The sequence below is a fragment of the Streptococcus sp. Marseille-Q7156 genome (genome assembly GCF_965119495.1).
The window spans coordinates 1,577,417-1,595,135 of record NZ_CBCPLU010000001.1 but is presented as its reverse complement, the minus strand read 5'-3'; the positions used below and the strand labels follow the sequence as shown (position 1 = coordinate 1,595,135).

The following is a 17,719-nucleotide window of genomic DNA, read 5'->3' as shown; positions in this document are numbered from 1 at the left end:
AAGAGGACATTAACATGGTTGTTAAGACAGTTGTTGAAGCACAAGATATTTTTGACAAAGCTTGGGAAGGCTTCAAAGGCGTAGATTGGAAAGAAAAAGCAAGTGTATCACGCTTCGTACAAGCTAACTACACACCTTATGATGGAGACGAAAGCTTCCTTGCAGGACCAACAGAACGTTCACTTCACATCAAAAAAATTGTAGAAGAAACTAAGGCTCACTACGAAGAAACTCGTTTCCCAATGGACACTCGTCCAACATCTATTGCTGACATTCCAGCAGGATTTATCGACAAAGAAAACGAAGTTATCTTCGGTATTCAAAATGATGAACTCTTCAAATTGAACTTCATGCCAAAAGGTGGTATCCGTATGGCTGAAACTACTTTGAAAGAAAATGGATACGAACCAGACCCAGCTGTTCACGAAATCTTCACTAAATACGTAACAACAGTTAACGACGGTATCTTCCGTGCCTATACTTCAAACATTCGTCGCGCACGTCACGCACACACTGTAACTGGTCTTCCAGATGCATACTCACGCGGACGTATCATCGGTGTTTACGCACGTCTTGCTCTTTACGGTGCAGACTACTTGATGCAAGAAAAAGTAAACGACTGGAATGCAATCGAAGAAATCGATGAAGAAACAATCCGTCTTCGTGAAGAAATCAATCTTCAATACCAAGCATTGCAACAAGTTGTTCGCTTGGGTGACCTTTACGGAGTTGATGTTCGCAAACCAGCGATGAATGTTAAAGAAGCGATCCAATGGGTTAACATCGCCTTCATGTCTGTCTGCCGTGTTATCAACGGTGCTGCTACATCTCTAGGACGTGTGCCAATCGTTTTGGACATCTTTGCAGAACGTGACCTTGCTCGTGGCACATTTACTGAATCAGAAATCCAAGAATTTGTTGATGATTTCGTTATGAAGCTTCGTACAGTTAAATTTGCTCGTACAAAAGCTTATGACCAATTGTACTCAGGTGACCCAACTTTCATCACAACTTCTATGGCTGGTATGGGTAACGACGGTCGTCACCGTGTTACTAAGATGGACTATCGTTTCTTGAACACTCTTGACAACATCGGTAACTCTCCAGAACCAAACTTGACAGTTCTTTGGACTGACAAATTACCATACAACTTCCGTCGCTACTGTATGCACATGAGCCACAAACACTCTTCTATCCAATACGAAGGTGTAACAACAATGGCTAAAGACGGATATGGTGAAATGAGCTGTATCTCATGCTGTGTGTCTCCACTTGACCCAGAAAATGAAGAGCAACGCCACAACATCCAGTACTTCGGTGCGCGTGTAAACGTATTGAAAGCCCTTCTTACTGGTTTGAACGGTGGTTACGACGATGTTCACAAAGACTACAAAGTATTTGACATCGAACCAATCCGTGACGAAGTTCTTGAATTTGAATCAGTTAAAGCTAACTTTGAAAAATCTCTTGACTGGTTGACTGACACTTACGTAGATGCTTTGAACATCATCCACTACATGACTGATAAGTACAACTACGAAGCTGTTCAAATGGCCTTCTTGCCAACTAAACAACGTGCGAACATGGGATTCGGTATCTGTGGATTTGCCAACACTGTTGATACATTGTCAGCTATTAAGTACGCTACAGTTAAACCAATCCGTGACGAAAATGGCTACATCTACGATTACGAAACAATCGGTGAATACCCACGTTGGGGTGAAGATGACCCACGTTCAAACGAATTGGCAGAATGGTTGATCGAAGCTTACACAACTCGTCTACGTAGCCACAAACTTTACAAAGACGCTGAAGCTACAGTATCACTTTTGACAATCACATCTAACGTTGCTTACTCTAAACAAACTGGTAACTCACCAGTTCACAAAGGTGTATACCTCAACGAAGATGGTTCTGTGAACTTGTCTAAACTTGAATTCTTCTCACCAGGTGCTAACCCATCTAACAAAGCTAAAGGTGGATGGTTGCAAAACTTGAACTCACTTTCTAGCCTTGACTTTAGTTACGCAGCTGATGGTATCTCATTGACTACACAAGTATCACCTCGTGCTCTTGGTAAGACTCGTGACGAACAAGTTGATAACTTGGTAACAATCCTTGATGGTTACTTTGAAAACGGTGGACAACACGTTAACTTGAACGTTATGGACTTGAACGATGTTTACGAAAAGATCATGTCAGGCGAAGACGTTATCGTACGTATCTCTGGATACTGTGTAAACACTAAATACCTCACTCCAGAACAAAAAACTGAATTGACACAACGTGTCTTCCACGAAGTTCTTTCAATGGATGATGCCTTGGATGCATTGAGCTAATCAAGTTCTTGAATAATGAAATAAGGAACCCTCGGTCAGTCGACTGAGGGTTGTTTTTTGGGATCTTAAATTCCTTAAGTCAGGTACTGAAATGTCTGACCGAGATTCAAAGATACTTGTTGAGTTGCGGGAGGTATTTGATACTCAATGAAAATCAAAGAGCAAACTAGGAAGCTAGCCGCAGATTGCTCAAAGCACTGCTTTGAGGTTGTAGATAGAGCTGACGTGGTTTGAATTTTATTTTCGAAGAGTATGAAAATAAAAACACCACACTTTGTAAGGACACAAGGTGTGGTTGTATTTTATCTCTTAGACCAAGTTCTCTTCATAAAGAGAAGTAGGATTGGATAAATCTCCAAGCGTCCTGCAATCATAGCAAAGGAGAGGAGAATTTTTGAGATAGGACTAAAGATTGAGAAACTAGATGTCGTTCCTAGAATAGGCCCGATATTATTGAAACAGCTAAAGACAGCGCTGGTCACAACCAGAAAATCATTGCTATCTAGGCTGACAATAAAGATAAGGGATAGCAGAATCATAGAATAGATGACAAAGTACTTGAGAATCTTATGCTGGGTATCTTTGTCAATCACCGTTTTATTAACATGGAGGGTCAAAACACGGTGGGGTGATAGGATTGACAAAATTTGATTTTTAGCAATTTTTGAAAGGATGAGGCCTCGAATAACCTTGAGTCCACCTGCGGTTGAACCAGCAGAACCACCGATTCCCATGAGGAAGAGGAGGATAAACTGGGAGAAGAGGGGCCAGTTGGTAATGTCTCCGTAACCAAAACCAGTCGTTGTAATGATATTGGAAACCTGGAAGAAGGCCATTTCAAAGCTCTTGGAAAATCCTGGGTAGAGATAGAGGGTATTGAGGCTAATCAAGCCTGTAGAAACCATCACGATGACCAAGTAAGCCCGAAGTTCTTCATCTCCAAAGAAGGCCTTGACGCGACGGAGCATAAGGTAGTAGTAGAGATTGAAATTTACCCCAAAAACCAAAACTCCTATACTAACCAGATAGGTAATCAGTGAGCTACCATAGTGGGCGATTCCATCGTTATAGACGGTAAAGCCTCCTGTACCTGCTGTCCCCATGGCAATGACAAAACTATCAAATAGGGGCATGCCAGCTAGATAATAGATGATGACAAAGAGGGAGAAGAGAGCTAGATAAAGGAGATAGAGAATCTGGGCAGTGTTTTTTAGTTTGGATACTACTTTACCAAAAACAGGGCCAGGAACCTCAGCCTTCATCACTTCTAGGTGACTATTCTTGGCATTGTCCATAATAGCAAGTGCAAAAACAAGCACCCCCATCCCTCCAATCAAGTGGGTAAAACTGCGCCAGAAGAGGAGGGAACGACTGAGAACCGAAACGTCGTTCAGAATAGTTGCTCCAGTAGTTGTAAAGCCAGAACTGATTTCAAAAAAGGCATCGATAACGCTGGGAATTTGTCTAGCAAAGACAAAGGGGAGACCGCCAAAGAAAGACCAAAGGATCCAACAGAGGGCCACAATTAAGACTCCCTCCTTGGCATAAATCCGTTGATTTTTGGGCTTTTGTAAAATTCCTGAACCACCTAGTAATACGAGAATCCCTATTGTTGAAAAGAGGGCCGTAAAGACTTGGCTCGATTCACGGTAATAGACAGCGACAGACACAGGAACCAAAAGAAGAACAGCTTCAATCAAAAGTAATTTTGAAAGGAGGTAGCGAATCATACTTTTATTCATTTCTTACCTCGCGATCAAGTCATAAATCTTGGTGATGTTTGGCAACAAAGTTGTTACTAGGAGCTTATCTCCAACTTCCAACATATCCTCCCCAGTTGGGAAAATAGTCTTGCCCTTTCGAATGATGGCTGCAATAAGAACACCTTTTTTCAGTTTGAGTTGAGAAAGAGGTTTGGCAGTCATTTTATTGGCTTCCTTGATATGGAATTGCAGAGTTTCGATTTGACCATTGGCTAGATGGTGCATGGCTTGAAGGTCTGAATACTGGGCATTAACCCGACCACGAATAAAGTGCATGATTGTATCTACAGCGATGCTTTTAGGTGTGATGATACTTGAAAAATCAGGCGCATTGATAATCTCGAGGAGACTGGTACGATTGACCTTGGTGATATTTTTTTGTACACCTACCCTGTCAAGGAACATAGAAGTAATCAGATTTTCCTCATCGACTCCTGTTAGAGTCGCAACGGCATCATAGTTTTGAGCACTTTCTTCCAGCAGGATATCTTTTGCGGTACCATCTCCTTGAACGATGTAGAGGTTTGGGAATTTCTCGCTAAAGAAGCTGGCGATTTCAGGATTGATTTCAATAACCTTGGTATCGATACGACTGTCTTTGAGGATACCTAGTAGATAATAGGCAATTCTACCAGCTCCAACAATAAGAAGGCTCTTCACGGCACGAGATTTAAAATAATTATGGAAGAGCATCATATCAACACGGTTACCAGTGACAAAGATTCTATCTTTATCCTGTATGGTCATGTCACCACTTGGGATGATAATTTGATGATCTCTTTCTATCGCACAGACAATGACATTGCCGAATTTTTTCCGAAAATCAGAGATGGGCATTTGGCAAAGACCACTGGAGGATTTAACAGTGAATTCCATGAGGCTAACGCGTCCACCAAAGAAACGTTCGACAGAGAGGGCGTTGGGGAAGTCAATGATATTCGCGATAGCGCGGGCAGCCAAGAGCTCAGGATTAACGATAAGAGAAAAACCGAGGATATTCTTTTCCTTGAAATAAGAGTTAGAATATTCAGGGTTCCGCACCCGAACGATGGTCTCTTTAGCTCCCATTTTTTTGGCTAGAACGGCTGCAATCATGTTCACTTCATCGTATTCAGTCAGGGCGATAAAGATATCACAATCCTGGACACTGGCTTGCTCAAGGATGGTAAAATCGGCCCCGTTACCAAGGATACCCATGATATCAAAGCGATTAACAATATGATTGAGAACAGCTTCGTCTTGCTCAATCAGCAAAACATCATGCTTTTCTGCAACCAAGGAGCGACAGAGGGCAGAACCAACTTTTCCCCCTCCGACAAGGATAATTTTCATAATAAAACCTACTTCTTCATTATGTAACTATCATACCTTTTTTCAAGAAAAAATGCACCTACTAGCTAATCACCAGAGTTTTTAGTAGGAAATTTGCTATAAGGTAAAACTATACCCTAATCAATTGAAATAGCTATTAGCACCTTTCTCTGAAATATGGTATGATAAAGGATATACAAGGAGATAAAATGAATAATAATTTACTGGTATTACAATCAGACTTTGGTCTGGTTGATGGTGCGGTATCGGCTATGATTGGAGTGGCTTTAGAAGAGTCTCCAACCTTAAAAATTCATCATTTGACGCACGATATCACGCCTTATAATATTTTTGAGGGGAGCTATCGTCTCTTTCAGACGGTGGATTACTGGCCTGAGGGAACGACGTTTGTATCGGTTGTCGATCCAGGTGTCGGCTCGAAACGTAAGAGTGTAGTTGCCAAGACTGCAAAAAATCAATACATTGTTACACCAGATAATGGGACGCTTTCTTTTATCAAGAAACACGTTGGTATTGTAGCCATTCGTGAAATTTCTGAAGTGGCCAATAGACGTCAAAATACAGAGCATTCTTATACCTTCCACGGTCGTGATGTTTATGCTTATACTGGTGCTAAACTAGCCAGCGGTCACATTACTTTTGAGGAAGTGGGACCAGAGCTCAGTGTGGATCAGATTGTGGAACTTCCAGTCGTAGAGACCATCATTGAAGATCATCTGGTAAAGGGAGCTATTGATATTCTGGATGTGCGTTTTGGTTCGCTCTGGACCTCTATCACACGAGAAGAATTTTACAAGCTGGAACCAGCATTCGGTGACCGTTTTGAAGTGACCATCTATCATGCAGATATGCTGGTCTATCAAAATCAGGTTGTTTATGGCAAATCATTTGCGGATGTGAGAATTGGGCAACCCATCCTTTACATCAACTCTCTCTATCGTTTAGGTCTGGCAATTAACCAAGGTTCCTTTGCCAAGGCCTATAATGTGGGTGTCGGTTCATCTTGGACCATTGAAATAAAGAAAATAGAAGGATAAAATAGGAGAATAAATAGTATGGAAATCAAATTTACAATTAAACAAGTTGTTGCTGTCGGAATTGGCGCTGCCCTCTTTGTCGTCATCGGGATGATCAATATTCCGACCCCTGTTCCAAATACAAGCATTCAACTTCAGTATGCGGTACAAGCGCTACTTTCTATCATTTTTGGACCGATTATCGGTTTGCTTGTCGGGTTGATTGGTCATGCAATCAAGGACTCTCTTGCTGGATATGGTCTGTGGTGGACTTGGATTATCGCTAGTGGGCTCTTTGGTCTAGCTGTGGGGCTATTTAGAAAGTACGTTCGCGTGATCAATGGTGTCTTTGACTGGAAAGATATTCTTATTTTTAACCTCATTCAACTACTTGCAAATGCTCTTGTTTGGGGTGTCTTGGCACCACTTGGAGATGTTGTGATTTATCAAGAAGCTGCAGAAAAAGTATTTGCCCAAGGGATTGTTGCGGGAATTGCTAATGGTGTATCTGTAGCTATTGCAGGAACTCTTCTCTTGCTTGCCTATGCAGGAACTCAAACTCGTGCAGGAAGTTTGAAAAAGGACTAATACTCTTCGAAAATCTCTTCAAACCACGTCAGCTCTATCTGCAACCTCAAAACAGTGTTTTGAGCAACTTGTGGCTAGCTTTCTGGTTTGCTCTTTGATTTTCATTGAGTATAAAATGATGGGGAAGGCTGGGCAACCAGTCTTTTTCGATGTTTATAGATTAGTTAGGTAAGCTAGCTAGGATAGGAATCTTTTTGGCGCTAAGATTTTAAGAGAAGAGACTGCAAGAAGGGCTTGATTTATGATAAAATAGAAGTCTAAGAAGCGAATGAAGAGAGTAAGATGAAAGAAGCTATAATTGAGTGGAAGGATTTCTCTTTCCGGTATGAAACACAACAAGAACCGACCTTGCAAGGGGTAGACTTGACTATTTACAAGGGAGAGAAAGTCTTAATTGTTGGGCCATCTGGGTCAGGTAAATCTACCTTGGGTCAGTGTTTGAATGGAATTATTCCCAATATTTACAAGGGGCAGATGTCTGGAGAATTTTTGATCAAGGGTCAAGCCGCTTTTGATATGAGTATCTATGATAAGTCTCATCTGGTTAGCACGGTTTTGCAGGATACAGATGGGCAGTTTATCGGCTTGTCCGTGGCAGAGGACTTGGCTTTTGCTCTGGAAAATGATGTGACAACTCTAGAGGAGATGAAAAGCCGTGTTCATAAATGGGCTGAAAAGCTGGACCTTATTTCTTTACTGAATCAGCGTCCTCAGGATTTATCTGGTGGACAAAAGCAGCGGGTCAGTCTGGCTGGTGTCTTGATTGATGAGAGTCCGATTCTCTTGTTTGATGAGCCACTCGCCAATCTGGATCCCAAGTCAGGTCAGGATATTATCGAATTGATTGATCAGATTCATAAGGAGGAGGGGACGACGACCCTTATTATTGAGCACCGTTTGGAGGACGTTCTGCATCGTCCTGTGGATCGGATTGTCTTGATAAACGATGGCCGTATCCTCTTTAATGGGAGTCCTGATCAGTTATTGGCGACTGATTTGTTGACCCAAAATGGGATTCGCGAACCCCTTTATCTAACTACTTTACGTCAATTAGGTGTGGATTTAGCTAAGGAAGAACAATTAGCAAATTTGGACAACTTGTCCATCTCAAAAGGTCAGGTTCAGTTGCAGAATGAACTGGCAAAAGAAACCCCAGAATTGCAGTCACTCTTTAAATTAGAGGATGTATCTTTTTCTTATGATGATAGACCGATTTTGAAATCCATTAATCTGGATATTAAAAAAGGTGAAAAGATTGCTATTGTCGGAAAAAATGGAGCAGGGAAGTCAACCCTAGCCAAGGCCTTAAGTAGCTTTATTCAGACGGAGGGGCGCTATCTTTGGGAAGAACAGGATATCAAAGGAGATTCTGTTGCAGAGCGGGCGGAACGAGTAGGCTATGTGCTGCAAAATCCTAATCAAATGATTTCAACCAATATGATTTTTGATGAGGTGGCTCTGGGACTTCGTTTGCGAGGTGTGGACGAGCAGGAAATTGAAACGAGAGTCTATGAAACTTTGAAAATCTGTGGTCTCTATGAATTCCGTAATTGGCCTATTTCTGCCCTGTCATTTGGTCAGAAAAAACGTGTCACCATTGCTTCAATTTTGGTCTTAGGGGCTGAAATTATCCTCTTAGATGAACCGACAGCAGGTCAAGACCAGAAGAACTATACTGAGATTATGGAATTTCTCGAAGAGTTGCATCAAAAAGGTCATACCATTGTCATGATTACTCATGATATGCAATTGATGCTAGATTATTCAGATCGAGCTCTTGTTATGGTGGATGGAGAATTGATTGCCGATACTGATCCAGCTAGTCTGTTGAGCAATCCAGAGCTGTTAGTAAAAGCCAATCTAAAAGAAACTTCAATCTTCAACTTAGCTAAGAAATTAGATGTTGATCCACTTGATTTGACGGCATTTTACAAAGAAAGGAGAGAAGGATGCAAGCAAAATTAATCGGTTACCATCATAGAGATACTGTGATTCATCGCTTGTCAGGAGCTGGGAAACTTCTCTTTTTCATTCTCGTGTCATTGGCTGCCATGATTAGCTATGATACCAGACTGCTTGTTCTGATAGCCATCTTTTCGGTTTTTCTCCTCTATTTGTCAGAAATCCGTTTTAAAGATGTTTCTTTTGTAGCCGTTTTTGCGACGATATTTGCCGTTTTAAACGTCTTGATGGTCTATCTCTTTTCTCCCGAGTATGGGGTTGGACTTTATGGAGAGAGAAGTGTGATTTGGCAGGGAATCGGAGTCTACACTCTGACCAGTCAAGAGCTCTTTTATCTGCTAAATTTGGCTATTAAGTACCTTTGCACCATTCCTCTGGCTATTATCTTTTTGATGACAACCCACCCTAGTCAGTTTGCTTCCAGTTTAAATCAAATCGGTGTGTCCTATAAGATTGCCTATTCTGTCAGTCTAACCTTGCGCTATATTCCAGATTTGCAGGAAGAATTCTTTACTATCAAGATGTCTCAGGAAGCGCGTGGGATGGAATTATCCAAGAAAGCTTCTCTTATGCAACGAATCAAAGGCAATCTGCGCATTATCACTCCCTTGATTTTTAGTTCGCTAGAACGCATTGATACCATTGCGACCGCCATGGAACTTCGCCGCTTTGGGAAAGAGAAAAAACGCACTTGGTATAGTTATCAGGCCTTGAAAAAAGGAGACTATCTTACCCTGCTCTTGGCAGCCTTGTTTTTAGTAGCTAGTTTACTACTTATCTTGCAGAATCAGGGACGATTTTACAACCCTTGGAAATAGCTTGAAAAAATTGAAAAAATCAAGTCGTTTCTATTGACAATGATTCTGAAAGTGTTATACTAAGAAAGTAGTTTCGCTGATTTACTTCAAACCTGTTGTGAGGTAAGTTAACGATGCCTTAACCACGCTGTTTGCTGAGCTTGACTCCGGGCAGTGTGGCTATTTTTTTGCAATGGTAAAAGGAAGCAAGTCATGACAAATCACATTGTATTATTTGAGCCACAAATTCCACAAAATACAGGCAATATCGCGCGTACTTGCGCTGCGACCAATTCTCCCCTCCACATCATCAAGCCAATGGGCTTTCCTATTGATGACCGCAAGATGAAGCGAGCTGGGTTGGATTATTGGGATAAACTAGAGATTTATTTTTACGATAGTTTGGAGGATTTCATGTCTCAGATGGAGGGCAAACTCTATCTGATTTCGAAATTCGCGGAAAAAGTCTATTCTGATGTGGATTTATCGACTAACGAAGACCATTATTTTCTCTTTGGACGTGAAGACAAGGGCTTGCCGGAGGACTTTATGCGCGAACATCCTGAGAAAGCTCTCCGTATTCCCATGAATGATGAACATGTCCGCAGTCTCAATGTGTCTAATACCGTCTGCATGATTGTCTACGAAGCCCTTCGCCAGCAGAACTTTGCAGGTCTTGAGCTCGTTCATACCTATGAAGTGGATAAATTGAAATAAAAAATGAAAATGAAAATGAACAAAATGCTTGCGCTTGCAAGCGTTTTTTGTTATGATAAAAGAGTCTTCAGGGCAGGGTGTGATTCCCGACCGGCGGTAAATTTGACTATCTATTTTAGCTTTCTCGTCGTTGTCTTGTCTCGATATACTTTAAGTATTATCTTCGACTGCGACGCCTAGATAAATCTAAAATATCTTAGCCAAATAAGTCCGCGAGCGCAAGCTGATGTGGTGAGATTCCACAACCGACAGTATAGTCTGGATGGGAGAAGACGAAAGAATAGCTTTGTCTGTTCTGATAGATTTATAGCTGAACTGTAACCGCTTGCTTTTGTTTTCTTTAATAGAGTGAGAGGGAACTTTTAGGATATAAAAAGTGAGAATAGATAGAGGAATCCTTTCTAACTTCTTCTGATTTTATAGAAAATTGGAGGAACCTGTTATGACAAACACACGTCGACTTTCGACCATTGCGATTCTATCAGCCATTTCATTTGTGCTGATGTACTTTGACTTTCCGCTTTTGCCAGCGGCGTCCTTCCTCAAGATAGAATTTAGTATCTTGCCAGTCCTTGTGGGCTTGGTGGTCATGGATTTGCCTGCTGCTCTAGGAGTTCTCTTGCTTCGCTCACTCTTGAAACTGCTTCTTAACAGCCAGGGAGTGAATACTTACATTGGTTTGCCAATGAATATCGTAGCTTTGGGAGTTTTTGTCATCGTATTTGCTTTGATTTGGAAAAAGGAACGGACAACCCTTCGTTTCCTACTAGGCTCTCTAGCTGGAACTATTGGTTTAACCGTGGCTATGTTGGTTCTCAACTATGTTTACGCTGTTCCTTTGTACGCTAAGTTTGCTAACTTTGATATTGGAAAAATTTTGGGACTTTCCAACTACCTAATGACTATGGTATTACCTTTTAACTTGATTGAGGGTGTAATTTTTTCCGTTTCATTCTGGTTGTTGTATGTTCTCTTAAAACCAACCTTAAAACATTATGAAAGATAAACAAACATTTTTAATGAAGGGCAGTTTTGCCCTTTTACTTTTCGTTATTCTGGGCTATATGGTCAAATTTTACCCTGAAATGTTGGTCAATTTTGACCAACCGATTCAGACGGTAGTTCGAGGAGACTTGCCAGATTATTTAACTATTCTTTTCCGATCCATTACACGCCTGATTGATATCCCAGTGATTATCACTTGGGTTGTCATTGTAGCCTTTATCTTTTATCGTAAGCGGTGGAAGATAGAAAGCCTACTTATGCTGGGGAATTTGGCGTTGGCAGGTCTTTTAATTGTGATCTTTAAAAATATCTACCAGCGTCCACGACCAGCTATTTTACACTTGGTTGAGGAGAAGGGATTTTCCTTCCCGAGTGGGCATTCTCTGGCTGTAACCTTGATGGTCGGATCTCTGATTGTCATTCTCAGTCAACGGATTAAAGATCCAGTCTGGAGAAAAATCGTGCAAATTATTCTTGGCCTCTACCTAGTCAGTGTGCTGGTATCAAGGGTCTATCTGGGAGTTCATTACCCATCAGATGTTCTTGCCAGTCTCTGTGTAGGCTTGGGAGTCCTGTTTATCGAGTTTCCCTTCTATGATAAACTTCGCTTCCAATGGCGATTTAAAGGTAAGCAGAAGTGATGAAAAAGATAAAAAATTATACAAAGATAAGGATATAAAATATATATTTTAAACATGTTTTTGAAACTTGATGTACTTTAATAAATAAAGCAAGGAGGAATAAAGTGTGGACATGTTACTAGCGACACGCTTAAAAAACAAGAGAAAGGAATTAAAATTATCTCAAAAGGAATTGGCTAAGGGGATTTGTGAGCAAGGACAGATTAGCCGTATGGAGCAAGGTAAATACTCACCCGGGTCAGAATTACTCTTTCAGCTATCTAAGCGATTGAAGGTGAGCATGAATTATTTCTTTGAAGAGACTGAGGTTTCTAGCTTGGAAAATATTGATAAGTTTAAAGAACTATCTAAGAAGTTTTTGGATGAGAGGGAATATGAATCTCTCCATTACATCTATGAACTAGAAAAATCTAAACGTGCTCGTTTATCTGCTAAAGATCAGATTTATTTAGACTGGATTGATACATTAGTTCAATTCCATTATCTGAATCATCAAACAGAGGCAGTTGCGAAATTGGAAAAAATACTGTTGTCTCTGAAAAAATCTGATTTTTACTATCTACAGCTGGGAAATACCTTGGCTAATTTTTATTTTGATATGGGGCAGGAAGACACATATCAGGAGCTCTATCAACTTTTAAAAGAGAATATCCAGTCATTATCTGTTCATCATTTGGAACAATTAGAATTGATGATTAAATTCCGATATAACTATTGTAGATATTTGTGGTTGAATGAACAAACATCTGAAGCTATAGAAGAGATTACAGAAACAATAGCTATTTGTAAAAGATATAATAGTAGTTATCGATTAGCAGATTTGTATTGTTTATTGGGAAATATAAGTGTGGGATTTGCTGAAAAGGATAGGATACTAGGTTTTTATCAAGTATCTTATCAGCTTTACAAGCACGAAGAGAACCAGAGAATGATGATGGAAATTGAGAAGGAAATGAAATTATTGGAAAGTGAAGATTAAGAAAAAGATTTGTATTTTTAGATAACTTAAATTCATATTTCAAAAAAAAATAAGAAATCTACATAAAAATTATTGACAAACTAAAATTGATGTGTTAGAATATCGTCAATAGTTAAGGAGGTTTAGAAGATGAAAAGATTTCAAGTTGTCAAGCTATGTATATTAATTGCTTTATTGCTTCTATTTCTATTTAATGTGTTAAGTGGCTCTTTATCTGTAACAACTAGAGGAGTTGATCCAGGACCAGCATATGGAATTTCACTTTAAAGATATCCAACATATCGCTTCATAAACAGAATTGAGTTTTACTTTCAAAAATAAATCAGATTCTGATGGAGGATTTAGTCCTTAAGTGTTGTATTAGTGTATTGAGACTTCATTTATCTGGATGTTGAAGTTTTGCTTGTGAGATTTATCTAAAAAACTCTTTAACTATATTTATAAAGGCTTTATAGAATTTTCCTTTCCGGAAAAAGAATTCTAAATAAAATTAGGAGAATCACCATGGAAACATTGTCAAATCTTGAGATGTTACCAGTTGCACCTCTTCCTACGCAAGTTGAAAGATTATGCGACTTTACATGCTCGGTTACAGTCGGTTAGTCTTAAATGCTTTTAGAACCTCTTCTTATTGAAATGTTGATGTCTGCATATAAAATATTTCATAATTCTTTATAGTTTGACAGTTCATTTTTAAGAAGTTCAAGTTTAATAGGCGCTTTCATGTATTTAATCAATTGTAGATTATTTACGAAAGTTTAAGATAGTTTAATTATATAGGAGAGGTGGGTTAGTCTACTTCTCTTTCTTTATATACGAGGAGTAATTAATGGATGTTCTTGAGAATTCAATACAACAATTTGATTCTAAAGTTAAGTATGTTTCTTCTGACTGGGTTTATTTTGGCTATAATAAGAATTTATCAGATTCGGGATGGAAAATTCACATAAGTTCACAAATGAAAGATGCGGTTAGTATCTTTACACTAGTAGCATCTTTTTTACGCGAAATTGAATGTTCATTTAAAGTTGTTAAGGATATTGAAAGTTTAAAAAAGATTAACTCTCCACGAGAAACGTCACCTATAGCCAATAAATTTATGACAATTTATCCTGCAAATGATAAGCAAGCTCGTGAAATAATATTAGCGTTACGTGAGAAACTTGCTATATATTTTTCTCCAAGAATATTGTCTGATTTTCAATGTGGAAAACATTCACCGCTGCACTATAGATTTGGTTCATTTAAAAAAATACAAGAATATGACGAAAAAAATCACAAAATTATTTATTTGTTGAAAAACGAGGAGGGGAATTGGGTAGAAGATGTTCGTAAAAATTTTCCTGTGATACCTGATTGGAAGGAGGATCTTTTTACTCCAGAAGAGAAACAGGAGTTATTTGGAGAGATAGGGAGAATACCTGAGAATCATTTAATAAATAACTATAAATTTGAAATAATATTAAAAAAATCTAACAGAGGGAATGTATATAGAGCTAAAAAGAAAGATACTGGGGAAAAAGTTATTGTGAAACAAGTGCGCTCTTTTGTCAGCAACGATGTTGAGGGGAAGCATTTTGCTATCGCTGAGATAAAAAATGAAGCTAATATGTTGAAGATATTAGATTCTCAGCTTTATACGGCAAACTTTATAGATGAGTTTGAAGTTGATGGAGACTATTTTGTTGTTCAAAGTTTTATTGAAGGATATAGTTATTTTGATTTAATTGGGGAAGAAAGGTTTTCTTATAGAACAAAATTAAAATTAATAGATAATTTAATATCAATTGTTAATTCTATTCATAGTTTAGGATATAAGATTGTAGACTTATCGCCTACAAATTTTATTTATAGAGAAGATGGTTCTATATTTTTAATAGATTTAGAGAATGTATCTCTGATAAAAGATGTACGACGATATGTAAAAACCCCTTTTATGGTAAATCCAGATAATGACCTATCTGAGAGTTCGATTAATCAAGATTATTTTGCTGTAGCCATGACTAGTTTTGCTATTTTGGTTGGTAGAACATTAGCTTTTTCGCCGGGAGACAATCTGTACGATATTAGTTGTATTGATAAAATAAAACAAGCGTTACGAATCGCTAAAAATATGGAATATATATCAGAGAGTGTGTATTACTGGTTGATTTATCTGTTGAATTTAAGTGAAGCGAAAGAATCTACTAATATAATAAAGAAAATTAATGAAATTGAAATTTTGAATATTGATATGTCAGAGGTGGATTTTAATGTTAGTTGTTATGATTTTAAAAAGGAATCTGAGAAAATAGCACATTTTATTTTATCCCAAAATATTGATAGCACAGGTCGTCTTTTACCTTCAAATGAATTTGGAGAATTTGTTAACCCGATATCTTTTCAGCACGGACTGTCTGGTTATATAATATTTGTTACTCAATGTTTATCGTCTTCTGAACTGAAGTTAGTTAAGCAATGGGTTCAAAAGATAGAAATAACAAGAGATAGCAAGAGTTATCTGTATCAAAATTCATTGTATTTTGGTGCGTCAGGATTTTTATGGGCTTTAATATTATTGTTTGAAAGAACAGGTGATATTTTTTATAAAAATAAAGCTACTACTCTAGTAAGTGAAATATTGTTAGGTTATAATGATATTAGCGAACAGGATTTTGTTTTAGGAAAAGCAGGTGTTTTGCTATCTCTTATGAGGTATTATGAGTTGGAAGGAACCGCCTATCTTGAAGAATTTATCCATACTGCAATTTCTGAACTTCAAGAGGAAATCGGTCAGGATTTTTCACAATATAATTCCTTGTTTGATTATAGTTTTGCTCATGGAAAAGCAGGAATAGCATATGTTTTGAATGAATATAAAATTTTATTTGATAGTAAGAAATTTGATTCCATAATAAGTATTTTTACAGAAGAAATTGCAAAAATATTATCACAAGAAATTTTGAAAAATAAAAATAGTTACAATAATTTAGAGCTATCTTGGTGTGATGGACTATCAGGGTTGATTCTATATCTTTGTTTGGTCGAACCTCTAAAATACTCTAAGTTAATTTCGGAGGCTAGAGTGGTGATTCTTAACCACCACCTGAGTATGGAAACATGTTATTGCCATGGCATTGCTAGTCTGTTACAAACTTATGCGTATGTATTTGGAGATAAAGATAAGAATGATATAGTTCAGTTGCTTCTTACTAAGTCTTTTAGAAAGTATGATGAACTTCTTGTTTTTCAAAGTGAGAATCGAAATTACGAGTATTTTGATTTTGGTATTGGAACTTTGGGAATATATTGGGCACTGTTAGAATTTCAATTTCCTTTTGAACTGAAGAAGGAGGCGATCCAATGAATACTTTTTTGAATAATAAAAGTTATCGAATGTTGCTGATTAATCAATGGGTTTCGTCATTTGGTGATACACTGTTTTATATTTCCTTTATTTCGTATGTATCGGGATATAAATTTGCTTCATTAGCTGTTCTTTGTATAACAGTTTCGGAGACTTTGCCACAGATTTCTCAGTTGTTTACAGGTGTTATTGCCGATTTTCAAAAAAATCGTGTTGCAAAATATATTGCTATATTGGCAAGTAAGTTTCTGCTTTATACTCTATTGACACTGTTTGTAACGGATAAGAACTTCTCTATGGGGATGGTTCTCCTTATTTGCGGAATCAATCTTTTATCAGATACCATGAGCTATTTTGCAGGTGCTATGATTTCTCCTTTGTATGTGAGGATTATCGGAGATGATATGACAGATGCTATGGGGTTTAGACAGGCAACTGCTGGTGTAGTTAATATTCTCAGCAACCTTATAGGTGGAGTTTTGATTGGGGTTATCAGTCTTCAGATGTTTGTAGGTTTGAATGCTTTGACCTTTCTTTTTGCACTGTTGGGTGTGGTGTTTATTCGTACTTCTTTGAGTGATATTGAGGGACAGATGGAGGTTGGTAAAAGATTAACCGCAAAATCTTTTGGAGAGCATTTCCTCCATTCAATGAAGATATTGTCAAGTTTTCCAGCCATCATAAAATTAATATTCATTGCAGCTATGAACCAAGTGATTTTAAGCATTATTACCCCTTTAACGACCTTGATGTTGATCCATCATCCATTTATCTTCTTTGACACTGGGCAATCCATTGCAGTTTTGTCAGTGGTTATTTTTTCAGGAACGATTGTGGGAAGTTTTCTGAGCGGAAGTATCTTAAAAAATATTCCCATAAAAATGATTGCTTACTTTGAAGAAATTATGCATCTCTGTATTCTCTTTTCTTGGTTGACCAATCAGTTTCTCCTTTTATTGGCAGTTGTCTTCTTATGCGCAGTTGCTGTAGGAATGATGGGACCTCGGATTTTCAACCTTGTATTTTCGATGGTTCCAGAGGAAGTTATGGGAACCATACAGTCAGTGCTTGGAGTGTTTAATGTTGTTGTACCAGGAATTCTTAGTATGCTCATCGTTGCATTAGCGAGTGCTACAAACCTAAAAACCACAGTGATTCCACTTTTTATTTTTGTGTTGACTGCCTTAGCGATTGTGAGAGCAATGAAAATAGAGTAATAGTAGTATGAACTATT

14 protein-coding genes and 1 riboswitch are annotated in these 17,719 nt (G+C 38.3%); of the genes, 12 read left to right on the top strand and 2 right to left on the bottom strand.

What is annotated here, in order from left to right; all coding sequences use genetic code 11:
* The first annotated feature begins 14 nt into the window (after nt 1-14).
* The gene (gene pflB / locus ACWPV5_RS07355) at nt 15-2,339 is read left to right on the top strand and encodes a formate C-acetyltransferase (protein WP_000260631.1); all 2,325 of its coding nucleotides are present in this window, start codon (nt 15-17) and stop codon (nt 2,337-2,339) included.
* Between the two features lie 302 nt (nt 2,340-2,641).
* Here pflB and ACWPV5_RS07350 read toward each other — a convergent pair whose 3' ends face one another.
* Both ACWPV5_RS07350 and trkA read right to left on the bottom strand, forming a co-directional pair.
* Nucleotides 2,642-4,081, bottom strand: a complete 1,440-nt coding sequence (locus ACWPV5_RS07350) for a TrkH family potassium uptake protein (RefSeq protein ID WP_454383113.1) — start codon at nt 4,079-4,081, stop codon at nt 2,642-2,644.
* A gap of 3 nt (nt 4,082-4,084) precedes the next feature.
* Nucleotides 4,085-5,434 (bottom strand): Trk system potassium transporter TrkA, encoded by a 1,350-nt coding sequence (trkA, locus tag ACWPV5_RS07345; RefSeq protein WP_000691701.1) that lies wholly within the window; start codon nt 5,432-5,434, stop codon nt 4,085-4,087.
* A 188-nt stretch (nt 5,435-5,622) separates the two neighbouring features.
* Here trkA and ACWPV5_RS07340 point away from each other — a divergent pair, with 188 nt between their 5' ends.
* The 11 genes from ACWPV5_RS07340 (at nt 5,623) to ACWPV5_RS07290 (ending at nt 17,702) form a co-directional block, all read left to right on the top strand.
* Nucleotides 5,623-6,471 (top strand): SAM hydrolase/SAM-dependent halogenase family protein, encoded by an 849-nt coding sequence (locus ACWPV5_RS07340; RefSeq protein ID WP_049497222.1) that lies wholly within the window; start codon nt 5,623-5,625, stop codon nt 6,469-6,471.
* 18 nt (nt 6,472-6,489) lie between these two features.
* A complete protein-coding gene (locus ACWPV5_RS07335; protein ID WP_000403160.1) occupies nt 6,490-7,038 on the top strand; it encodes an ECF-type riboflavin transporter substrate-binding protein in 549 nt (182 codons plus the stop codon).
* Between the two features lie 282 nt (nt 7,039-7,320).
* On the top strand, nt 7,321-9,003 hold the full coding sequence (locus tag ACWPV5_RS07330; protein ID WP_454383110.1) for an ABC transporter ATP-binding protein: 1,683 nt from the start codon (nt 7,321-7,323) through the stop codon (nt 9,001-9,003).
* Nucleotides 8,988-9,818: an energy-coupling factor transporter transmembrane component T family protein gene (locus ACWPV5_RS07325; RefSeq protein ID WP_454383108.1), complete on the top strand. Its 831-nt coding sequence runs from the start codon at nt 8,988-8,990 to the stop codon at nt 9,816-9,818. The genes ACWPV5_RS07330 and ACWPV5_RS07325 overlap by 16 nt, the downstream gene beginning before the upstream one ends.
* A 192-nt stretch (nt 9,819-10,010) precedes the next feature.
* The gene (locus ACWPV5_RS07320; protein WP_454383106.1) at nt 10,011-10,514 is read left to right on the top strand and encodes a tRNA (cytidine(34)-2'-O)-methyltransferase; all 504 of its coding nucleotides are present in this window, start codon (nt 10,011-10,013) and stop codon (nt 10,512-10,514) included.
* Nucleotides 10,515-10,573: 59 nt separating this feature from the next.
* Nucleotides 10,574-10,792, top strand: a riboswitch (FMN riboswitch).
* 164 nt (nt 10,793-10,956) lie between these two features.
* A complete protein-coding gene (locus ACWPV5_RS07315) occupies nt 10,957-11,520 on the top strand; it encodes an ECF transporter S component (RefSeq protein WP_000185834.1) in 564 nt (187 codons plus the stop codon).
* The gene (locus ACWPV5_RS07310) at nt 11,510-12,160 is read left to right on the top strand and encodes a phosphatase PAP2 family protein (RefSeq protein WP_454383104.1); all 651 of its coding nucleotides are present in this window, start codon (nt 11,510-11,512) and stop codon (nt 12,158-12,160) included. The genes ACWPV5_RS07315 and ACWPV5_RS07310 overlap by 11 nt, the downstream gene beginning before the upstream one ends.
* A gap of 106 nt (nt 12,161-12,266) precedes the next feature.
* On the top strand, nt 12,267-13,139 hold the full coding sequence (locus tag ACWPV5_RS07305; protein ID WP_004237388.1) for a helix-turn-helix domain-containing protein: 873 nt from the start codon (nt 12,267-12,269) through the stop codon (nt 13,137-13,139).
* 129 nt (nt 13,140-13,268) lie between these two features.
* Complete coding sequence (locus tag ACWPV5_RS07300) at nt 13,269-13,406, top strand: hypothetical protein (RefSeq protein WP_160313022.1); 138 nt, start codon at nt 13,269-13,271, stop codon at nt 13,404-13,406.
* Nucleotides 13,407-13,968: 562 nt separating this feature from the next.
* The gene (locus tag ACWPV5_RS07295) at nt 13,969-16,485 is read left to right on the top strand and encodes a class III lanthionine synthetase LanKC N-terminal domain-containing protein (protein WP_454383101.1); all 2,517 of its coding nucleotides are present in this window, start codon (nt 13,969-13,971) and stop codon (nt 16,483-16,485) included.
* Nucleotides 16,482-17,702, top strand: coding sequence for an MFS transporter (locus tag ACWPV5_RS07290; protein ID WP_454383100.1), 1,221 nt, complete (start codon nt 16,482-16,484; stop codon nt 17,700-17,702). The genes ACWPV5_RS07295 and ACWPV5_RS07290 overlap by 4 nt, the downstream gene beginning before the upstream one ends.
* Nucleotides 17,703-17,719: the final 17 nt, after the last annotated feature.